Raw genomic sequence first — 10,671 nt, 5'->3', positions numbered from 1 at the left:
CATCCAAATTTAAGTTTGAAAATTACTGGAGGAATCAGCAATCGAATGATTCACGCAGATGCTTTTTATAATTCTCAAACAGCTAAAGGAACACCACTTATTCCTACTAATACCCGTGGATCTTATGGTATTGTAGCTTTTGAAGAAACAAACAATTGGGTAAATGAGAATACACTTACCTATAAGAAAAAAATGGGTAATCATAATTTGGATATTCTGGGAGGTTTTACCTTACAAGGAAGAAAATTAAATTCCAATGGTTATACTTCTATTAATGTGCCTAACGAATCTTTAGGTTTATCAGGTTTAGATGAAGGAACCCCATTTAACAATGTTGCATTGGCTTCAGAAAATACATTGGCGTCTTTTATAAGCCGTGTAAACTATAACTATAAGTCAAAATATCTTTTAACGGCTTCTTACCGCGCTGATGGTTCTTCAAAGTTTGTATCAGATAATAAATGGGGATATTTTCCTTCAGGTGCTTTCGCATGGAGAATGAGCAGCGAAGAGTTTATGAAGAATCTTACTTTTATATCAGATGCAAAATTTAGGGTAAGTTATGGTCTTACCGGTAATAATAGGGTGAATGATTATGCTACTTATGCTTCTTTAAGCTTCTTACCGGTAAATCCTAACTTAACTCTAACCAATAATTACTCGTTTAATAACGCTACACCAGGGAAAGGGGTAATTCCATCAACACTTCCTAACCAGGACCTTAAATGGGAGACAACAAGTCAACTTGATTTAGGATATGACTTGAGTCTATTTAAAAACAGAATTTCTGTGACTGTAGATTTGTATAAGAAAATAACATCCGACTTGTTACTTAATGCCAATATGCCTTACACGACTGGTTATATTAAGGCACTTCAAAATATAGGTAAAACAGAAAACAAAGGACTTGAGCTAAGTTTAAACACTATCAACATTCAGACACCTTCTTTTACATGGAGCACAAACTTTAACATTAGTTTTAACCGCAATAAACTAATTTCTCTTGCTGATAACCAGGAAACATTGCTGAGCCCAATCAACTGGGAGGTAGCTTATGCAAATACACCTCTTTATATTGCACAAGTGGGTGCCCCGGTTGCCCAGTTTTATGGCTTTAAATGGGATGGCAATTACCGATATGATGCATTTGACCTTGCTAATGGGGTTTATACCCTTAAAAGTGATCAGGCTTATTATGGCGCTAGTCGTACCGCTATTCAACCGGGAGACATTAGATACAATGATATCAATGGCGATGGTAAAGTAGACGACAATGACAGAACGGTAATCGGTAGTCCGCTACCTAAAAATACAGGTGGATTTTCCAATAACTTCTCTTATAAAGGACTTGACCTTGGTGTACTATTACAATGGTCATATGGAAACGAAGTCATGAATGCCAACCGTATCATTTTTGAAGGAAACTCCTTAAACTATAGAAACCTTAACCAATACAGTGAATATATAGATCGCTGGACGCCCGAAAATCAAAGCAATACGCTTGCAAGGGTAGGTGGTCAGGGTCCTAAAGGTGTTTATTCATCCAGAGTGATTGAAGACGGTTCTTACTTGCGCTTAAAAACAGTTTCCTTAGGGTATGCCCTTCCACAAAAATTCATTAGCAAATTAAAAGTAGCTAAAGTCTATCTTTCTGCATCTGCACAAAACCTTTATACCATAACCGGTTATTCTGGAATGGATCCTGAAGTTTCAGTGAGGAACTCAGCTTTAACACCGGGTTTTGATTATTCTGCCTATCCTAGGGCTAAAACAATAACTTTTGACTTAAAAATTTCACTGTAATGCATATTCAAATGAAGAAAATTTTACTCCTGCTTTTGATCCCAGTATTAACGGGAATAAGCTCTTGCAAAAAATTCCTGGAAACTGATCCTAAAGACTTTCTTTCTCCGGCTAATTATTACAATACAGAAGAACAACTGAACTTTGCACTCAATGGGGTGTATGATATTCTTGGTCAACGCGCAGTTTATGGTGATGCACTGATTAGTAGAATGGGTACTGAAGCAGATGAAGGTTTTTATGCAGTAGCCAACTTTACAGGTACTCAAATTTATAACCATTCTACATCAGATACTTATGTGCTTAACTTGTGGCAATTGATGTATGATGGTATCAACAGGGCAAATTTAGTGCTGGAGAACGTTGATAAACCTGAAATGACTCAAGTGAAGCGTGACCATATTAAAGGACAAGCACAATTTTTGAGAGCTTACTATCATTTTATTTTGGTGAGCAACTGGGGCGACGTACCCTTAATACTTAAAGCAACGTCATCTGCAAATCATACTGATGTTGCCCGCACACCCGCCAAAGAGGTTTATGCAGCCATTTTAAAAGATATGGAAGAGGCTGAAGGCTTAGTGCAATCGGCAAGTGAAGCAGGTTTTGGAGGAAGAGTTAATAAATCGGCCGTCAGAGGAATGCTCGCCAGGGTATGCCTTTATATGGCAGGGAAACCTCTTAATGATGTTTCAAAATATCAAGACGCCCTTAAATGGTCTAAAAAAGTAATCGATGAGAACTTTCATCAACTAAACCCATCTTACAAGGATATCTTTATTAACTATGCAAAGGATGCATACGATATTAAAGAAAGCATATGGGAAGTAGAATTTTGGGGTAATACTGCCGGTGCTTTTCGCGAAGGTGGTCGTGTAGGGATAAATACAGGTATTGCAAATCCCAATACAGCGGCGTATTCATATGGATTTATCCAAACTACAGCGCGCTTGTTCAATTCTTACGAAAGTAATGATTTAAGGAGAGACTGGAATATTGGTTCCTATCGCTTTCAAAGTAATGGTACCATTATGGCACCATGGTCGGCAACACAAATATATGAAAGACACGCTGCCAAGTGGCGTCGTGAATATGAAGTGGTCACTCCACGATCAATGAATGATTCTCCAGAGAATTTTCCTTTAATGCGTTATGCAGATATATTGCTGATGTATGCGGAAGCAGAAAATGAAGTTAATGGTCCTGCTAACGCTTATGCAGCGGTTAATCAAGTTCGCAGACGTGCTTATGGAGGTGAAACCGTAAAAACGATTACGATTACCAATGGTGGAACAGGCTATACAACAGCACCAACCGTTGTTATTTCTGGTGGTAATCCTAAAGAAAATGCAACCGCAACGGCAAAAGTTACTTCAGGAAAAGTAACGAGTATTACCATTACCAATGCAGGAACCTATTACAACACTGTGCCCGTAATTACTTTTACCGGAGGCAATGGATCTGGGGCGTTAGCAACAGCAACACTTACTGCAGTTAACTCAAGTGATCTTACAGCAGATCAAATCAAAGATAAAGCAAGCCTGCGCACGGCCATTCATTTGGAACGTTCAAGAGAATTATGTTTTGAAGGTCTGCGTAAATATGACCTGATCCGTTGGGGAGAACTTGGAACCGCCTTAACTGCTGTTGCCGAAGATATCAAAACTAATGGACCAACAGCCTTGAAATATGCTGCCAATGCAGGAAACAACTTTACAGAACCTCGCCATCTATTATTGCCTATTCCAATTTACGAATTAGGTGTGAATAAAGCATTGGTACAAAACCCTAACTGGTAAACACATGAAATACTTTTCAATCATTGCCTTCTTAATTTTTACTGCTTTTCTACAACAAGGAAGGGCTCAGTCTAGTGCTACAGCAACTTATCGTGTAGTGGGTTATTATAAAGGAGACTTGTTAGAGGCTGCAGAAAAAGTTGATTTTTCAAAAATCACCCATTTAAATGTTGCTTTTGTTAATCCTGATTCAAATGGTGTATTCCCAGTTGTACCTGGTTTAACAGCATTGGTGAGCAAAGCCCATGAACATCATGTTAAAATATTTGCAGCAATTGGTGGGGGTAAAGCACCTAAATATTATAAAGAGTTAATTTCTCCCGTTAAAAGTGATCTTTTTGTTGTTAACATCAGGAATCTCATGGATAATTATGCTTTAGATGGGATAGACGTAGATATTGAAGGTCCGCTGATTACTTCAGCTTACGAAGGATTTATTATCAAACTTGCTGCTGTAATTAAACCTCAGGGTTTGCTTACGGCAGCCTTTGCTACGGAAAATGCTACGAACATTACCGCAAATACCATTGCACAGTTTGACTTTATAAATATCATGTCTTATGACAAAACCGGACCATGGAGACCTGCAGATTCAGGACCACACTCACCTTATGAGATGGCAGAAGCAGATTTAAACTTCTGGAAAGCTAAAGGTGCAACCAAGGAACAGCTGAATTTAGGGGTGCCATTTTATGGATATGCCTTTAATGCAAAATTGACCAGCTTATCTTACAAAAGGCTTTTGGAAGATTATCCTGGCGCTGAAAAAATTGATCAACTGAACCTGAATGGCGGTGGTACGGTATATTACAATGGTATACCTACCATTCAGAAAAAAACCTTACTCGCCCTTAAAGAGGCTGGAGGAATTATGATCTGGCAACTTGCGCAAGATGCTCCTGGAAAAAAATCTTTGTTAACTACGATTGATACAGTGATCAAGAATTTTAACAACACACAACGGGTTAAAAAGTAAATACCCTTATATAAATCGTAGAACGTCATGAAGTTGAAATTACCGATATTAAGAAAGACTTTTTTGATCTTATGGCTCACAGGATTGATCTTTCATGCCACTGCTCAGCAAAACAAGCCATTTCAAATTAAAGGCTTCCATCTTGACCTGCGCATACAGGTCATGAAAATGCCTGCATTGAAAACCTTTGCGCTGAATTTAAGTAAAAATGGGGTGAATACGCTTTTGATGGAATGGGAGGGGTCATATCCTTTTGAAAATGAGCCACTCGTTGCCAACCGGTATGCTTATAAAAGAGAAGAAATAAAATCTTTTATTGCCTATTGTAAAAGCATAGGAATAGATGTCATTCCTCTACAGCAAAGTTTTGGACATGTAGAGTATATTTTAAGAAACTCTAAATATGCAGCATTAAGAGAAGATGAAAAAGATTATTCTCAAATCAATCCCACAAAAGAAAAGGAAGCAAAAGCGTTGTTTAGCAGTCTTTACAAGGATTTAATCTCCACCCATTCTTCTCCTTATATTCATATAGGCGGTGATGAAACCTACTTACTTGGACATTCGGAAGATTCTAAGAAAAAAGTGGCAGCAGTTGGGATGGGAAGGTTGTATGGTGATTACATTAAAATGTTGTGTGAGCTTGTGGTAAGTTTAGGTAAACGACCTGTGGTATGGGCTGATATAGCATTGAAATACCCTGAGGTTTTGAAAACACTTCCCAAAAGCACGATTTTCATGGACTGGAACTACGGCTGGGCTTTAGACCGGTTTGGTGATCATGCAGCATTAATGAAATTGGGATTTGAAATTTGGGGATCACCGGCAATAAGAAGTGCCCCTGATAATTACTATCTTACTGACTGGGTAAAACACTTCAATAATATCAGGGATTTTATTCCTCAGGCCAAAAATTTAGGCTATAATGGAATGGTAATGACCTCCTGGTCTACATCGGGTATTTATTCACCAATTTTTGAATCTGCAACTGCCATCATTGACCTGCATGCCGTAAGGAGAGTTTATCCGATTACAGGATTTAACATTCTTGTTGCCGCCTATCTCAAAAATATGGACGCCGAAAAACCTATTGTTATTAAGGAGTTTGTGGAAAGTTATTGTAAGGAAAACTATTCGTTCACAGCTGCACAAGCTGCTGCCTTTTGGAGTGCGCTGACCAAAACACCGTTTGAAGTTAACCAGGCTAAGCCTGACTCTACCAACCTCACTGTTAACCAGCTGTTGGATAGTGCAAAGGCCGCTGTTCAAGTGCTGAACGATCTAAAGCCTTTAAAGAATCATACAGAATTTGAACATTACAGGCTCATGGCAGCCATAAGGGCTCAATATCTGGAGTATATGTGCATTGAAGAATTAGCCAATTCTCCTTCATGCACAGAGAATGAGCTTGCTACTTTAGCAAAAAGGCTTAAAGCATTGAACACGGGTAAAATAGATAGGAAATTTTCGAGCCTTCACCAACACACGCTTTATCCTTCAGAGATAAAGCAAGAGAATAGGCTAAGGAACATCAAAATTAATTTGCTTTTGCAGCGCATTACAAAACAAAAGTAGTGGTATGTACAATATAAACCCAATTAACCAATGAAAGTACCTGATACACTTGTAGCGCCAGGCTCATTAAGCAAAAGAGATAGTTTTATCTCCATCATCATCATTGCTGTACTGTTTTTTATCTTTGGTTTTGTTACCTGGATTAATGCTATTTTAATTCCCTATTTTAAGATTGCCTGCGAACTTAATAATTTTGAATCTTACCTCGTAGCCTTTGCCTTTTACATTTCCTATTTAATCATGTCTGTACCAGCGTCATACTTGCTCAAGCGGGTTGGATTTAAACAAGGAATGATGCTTGGTTTTTGGATTATGGCTGTAGGGGCTTTTATATTTGTGCCAGCAGCCTATACAAGAACATATGGCTTGTTTTTAACCGGGTTATTTACCTTAGGTACAGGATTGGCTATTCTCCAAACGGCAGCCAATCCTTACGTTACAATTTTGGGCGATAAGGAACGTGCGGCACAAAGATTTAGTATCATGGGAATTTGCAATAAACTTGCTGGTATTATTGCGCCATTATTATTCGCTGCAGTTGTTTTAAGAGAAACTGACACTGCTTTATTTGCGCAATTACTCACTATGGAACCAGCAGAGAAAAGCGCAGCATTAGATGAGCTGGTCCAAAGAGTAATTATACCCTATGCAAGTGTAGGTTTAGTTCTTGCCGGGCTTGGTGTATTCGTTAGGTTTTCGCCTTTACCAGAAATAGATACAAATACCGAAGTTGATGAAATTGCTACACAGAATGCTGGAAAAACAAATATCTTCCAATTTCCACATTTAATTCTGGGTGCATTTGCTATTTTCCTTCATGTGGGTTCTCAGGTTATTGCTGTTGATACCATTATAGGCTATGCACATTCTATGAATATTCCACTGATGGAAGCTAAAGTATTTCCATCCTATACACTTGGGGCAACCATTATAGGTTATTTATTAGGCCTATTCTTAATACCAAGATTTATTAATCAGGTAACAGCTTTACGTTTTTGTACATTTTTAGGCATGTTATTAACGGTGCTGATCATATTTACAAGTGGACAGGTACATCTTCTGGGTCACACTACAGATATCTCTATTTGGTTTGTGATCTTATTGGGTTTTGCCAATTCTATGATCTGGGCAGGTATCTGGCCTTTAGCAATGGATAGACTTGGCAGGTTCATAAAAATTGGCGCGTCCATACTGATAATGGGCCTGAGTGGCAATGCTATTTTACCTCTCTTTTATGGTCATTTTGCTGATGCTTATGATCTTCGAACGGCTTATTGGGTTTTATTACCCTGTTACATCTACCTGGCATTTTATGCCATTCATGGTTATAAAGTGAAAAACTGGCTCTTAAAAAAATAAAATGTATTCAAATAAATATAAAATTTTCAACGGTATCATTATTACCCCTCACCGCTTTATTAAAGGTGGCTGTGTTCTTATTGCGGATGGAAAAATTCTTGAAGTCAGCGATAAAAATGTAGATTTTGAAGGTGCTACGTTAATAGATGCCGAAGGTCGATATATCTCACCAGGCTTTATAGACTTGCATGTTCACGGTGGTGGCGGACATGATTTTATGGACAATACAGTAGATGCTTTTCTTGAAATTGCTAAAACGCATGCTAAATATGGGACTACAGCTTTAACACCCACAACGCTCAGTTCCGAAAAAGCTGATCTTTTAGAAACTTTAAAGATCTATGAAACGGCGAATGATCAAAATACCTTAGGTGCACAGTATATGGGGATTCATATTGAAGGGCCCTATTTTTCCATGAAGCAACGCGGTGCACAAGATCCTCGTTATATCAGGGATCCTGCACCAGAGGAGTACCTGGATATTTTGCAAAATAGTAAACACATTACCCGATGGAGCGCTGCCCCAGAGTTAAAAGGGGCCCTGGAATTTGCTGATTGCTTAAAGGCAAATGGTATACTGGCGGCCATTGCCCATACCGATGCCATTTACGAGGAGGTATTGTTGGCTTATGAAAGAGGCTTTACCCATGCTACCCATTTCTATTCTTGCATGTCTGGTGTTACCCGGAGAAATGCTTACCGTTATGCAGGTGTTATAGAAAGTGCCTACTTAATAGATAACATGACTGTCGAAATTATTGCCGACGGAATACATTTACCGCCTCCATTATTAAAATTGGTTTATAAAATAAAAGGCCCAGATAAAACGGCTTTAATAACTGATGCCATGCGAGCAGCAGGCATGCCTCCGGGCCCAAGTATTCTTGGCAGCCTTAAGGATGGTTTGCCTGTTATTGTAGAAGATAATGTAGCGAAGCTGACAGACAGAAGTGCTTTTGCAGGTAGTGTGGCTACCGCCGACGCTCTGGTGAGAAACATGGTCAACTTAGCAGATATACCTTTGCTGGATGCGGTGAAAATGATGACTTCTACGCCGGCAGCTATCCAGAAAATGGATGCTTTAAAAGGATCGTTAGTTGCTGGAAAAGATGCAGATGTGGTCATCTTTGATCAGCAGATCAACATCTTTACAACCATGGTTAGGGGTAAAGTAGTATACAATGCTGAAATGTAAATCAATTAGAAAAAAATATGTCAACGACCATAAACAACAATAACATCATGGATGTAAGGATTTTTAACAGCAGACCAGAAATGGGTGCCGCTGCTGCAAAAGCGGTAAGTACTAGATTAAAAGAACTTCAGCAAAACCAAGCTGAAATCAATATGATATTTGCTGCGGCGCCTTCTCAAAATGAATTCTTAGAAAATTTAATAACTGAGGATGTCGATTGGAGCCGAATCAATGCTTTTCATATGGATGAATACATTGGCCTTGATGAAAGTGCACCTCAAGGTTTTGGTAATTTTTTAAGAGATCGCATCTTTAGTAAACTGCCTTTCAAGTCTGTAAACTACCTTAAAGATTTGGAATATGCTGCTTTATTAAATGATTTTCCTGTCGATATTGTATGTATGGGTATAGGAGAGAATGGGCACCTTGCTTTCAATGATCCGCCGGTAGCAGATTTCAAGGATACAGAAATTGTTAAAAGGGTAGAACTTGATTTAGCCTGCAGGCAACAACAGGTAAATGATGGCTGTTTTGAGTCTCTTGATGAAGTACCTACACATGCCCTGACCTTAACTATTCCCGCCTTAGTAAAAGCCAAACACCTCTTTGTGGTCGTTCCTGGTCCAGCTAAAGCACAAGCCGTTTACAATACGCTTCATCAAGCAGTGTTGGAAGCTTACCCTTCAACCATATTAAGATCACACCCGAGTGCTATTCTTTTTCTTGATCAGGATAGCAGTACTTTAATAGCTTAAAGAGATAACCACTCATGGATTTAAAAGACAAGCGAGCGCGCATTGGTGTACAGGGAATTAAATCTGATGGGATATTACCTTTAAATAAATGGCCGGTTTTCTTCACTGAGTTGCCTAAACACAGCATCAGCAACTTGTCATGGCCAGAATTTAATACTGCATGTAAGGCAAGTTTTAGCATTTGCCATAGCAATGATGCGGTTTTGATTCAATATCATATTCAAGATGATTTTTTCAAATCTGAAGACAGGGCTATCAATGATCCGGTGCATAAAGACAATTGCGTTGAGTTTTTTATTCAATTTCCTGAAGACAGTAATTATTATAACATCGAATTTAATTGCTTAGGTATTGGGAAAATGGCTTATGGGGCTTCCAGAACGCATCGCATGCTATTACCTAAACAGACTATTGGTGAAATTGCAACCTGGAAAAAGCTGTATTTCAGTAATGAACAATTCAATTGGCAAATTGCCCTTCGAATACCTATTGAAGTTTTTTGCTATAGCGACATCAATGCCTTAAAGGGATTAACGTGTAAGGGAAACTTTTATAAATGTGGAGATGATCTTCCTGCTCCACATTTTTTAAGCTGGACAAAAGTTAACACACAGGAACCTGATTTTCACATGCCTGAATTTTTTGGAGAATTTACTTTTGAATAGTTGATTAATATCAAAAGTTTCTACAAATGAAAGTACAGCAGTTTCTAGCACTACAACTACTTTATAGTGGCTAAAATCACTAAGTAATTTAACAAAACTCAGTCTAACCAATTGGGCTTTGTTGATACGAAAGCTGATATATAGAACTATTTTACGCTTTTATTCAGGTCCTGATTGACACACCTCTGTTTTAATTTCGACACCAGAGCAAAAGACTTGTTATATCAATGAGTTTTTCATAGGGAAGTCGGGTAAGACTGCTGAAACTATGGCAGCAGCACTTTTTCTTGCTTTGACTGATTCTAGCTGCTTAATGGAACTTCAATAATTGTCGATGAAGTACAAAATATGAGAAGTGTATTAGGATTTTAATTTGATCAATCAACTTTAAGCTTTCAAAACGTTTAATTAGAAGGTTTTAAAGTTTTCCTTTCTTTATAATTAAAGGGGTTTCTATCGGTTTTTTCTTAATTGAATGATTTGTTCTAAAGCCCAAAACTTATGATTTCTTCATCAAAAATATCCACAAGTTACTTATTAATAA

8 protein-coding genes are annotated in these 10,671 nt (G+C 38.2%); all 8 read left to right on the top strand.

Annotated elements, in window-relative coordinates:
* Positions 1-1,803: SusC/RagA family TonB-linked outer membrane protein (locus ACR2F7_RS18090; RefSeq protein WP_432714935.1), on the top strand; the 1,803-nt coding region annotated here is incomplete at its 5' end.
* A gap of 11 nt (positions 1,804-1,814) precedes the next feature.
* On the top strand, positions 1,815-3,602 hold the full coding sequence (locus tag ACR2F7_RS18085; protein ID WP_432714934.1) for a RagB/SusD family nutrient uptake outer membrane protein: 1,788 nt from the start codon (positions 1,815-1,817) through the stop codon (positions 3,600-3,602).
* 4 nt (positions 3,603-3,606) lie between these two features.
* Complete coding sequence (locus ACR2F7_RS18080) at positions 3,607-4,578, top strand: glycosyl hydrolase family 18 protein (RefSeq protein ID WP_432714933.1); 972 nt, start codon at positions 3,607-3,609, stop codon at positions 4,576-4,578.
* Positions 4,579-4,605: 27 nt separating this feature from the next.
* Complete coding sequence (locus ACR2F7_RS18075) at positions 4,606-6,153, top strand: beta-N-acetylhexosaminidase (protein ID WP_432714932.1); 1,548 nt, start codon at positions 4,606-4,608, stop codon at positions 6,151-6,153.
* Between the two features lie 30 nt (positions 6,154-6,183).
* Positions 6,184-7,512 carry a sugar MFS transporter gene (locus ACR2F7_RS18070; RefSeq protein WP_432714931.1) on the top strand — a complete coding sequence of 443 codons (1,329 nt, stop codon included), beginning with the start codon at positions 6,184-6,186 and terminating at the stop codon, positions 7,510-7,512.
* Between the two features lies 1 nt (position 7,513).
* Positions 7,514-8,707: an N-acetylglucosamine-6-phosphate deacetylase gene (gene nagA, locus ACR2F7_RS18065; RefSeq protein ID WP_432714930.1), complete on the top strand. Its 1,194-nt coding sequence runs from the start codon at positions 7,514-7,516 to the stop codon at positions 8,705-8,707.
* A gap of 17 nt (positions 8,708-8,724) precedes the next feature.
* Positions 8,725-9,462, top strand: coding sequence for a glucosamine-6-phosphate deaminase (locus tag ACR2F7_RS18060; RefSeq protein WP_432714929.1), 738 nt, complete (start codon positions 8,725-8,727; stop codon positions 9,460-9,462).
* A gap of 14 nt (positions 9,463-9,476) precedes the next feature.
* Positions 9,477-10,127, top strand: a complete 651-nt coding sequence (locus tag ACR2F7_RS18055) for a carbohydrate-binding family 9-like protein (protein ID WP_432714928.1) — start codon at positions 9,477-9,479, stop codon at positions 10,125-10,127.
* The last annotated feature ends 544 nt before the right edge of the window (positions 10,128-10,671 follow it).

This window comes from Pedobacter sp., assembly GCF_045628745.1.
In the GTDB taxonomy this organism is placed as follows: Bacteria; Bacteroidota; Bacteroidia; order Sphingobacteriales; family Sphingobacteriaceae; genus Pedobacter.
This window is presented reverse-complemented; position numbering and strand designations above follow the sequence as displayed.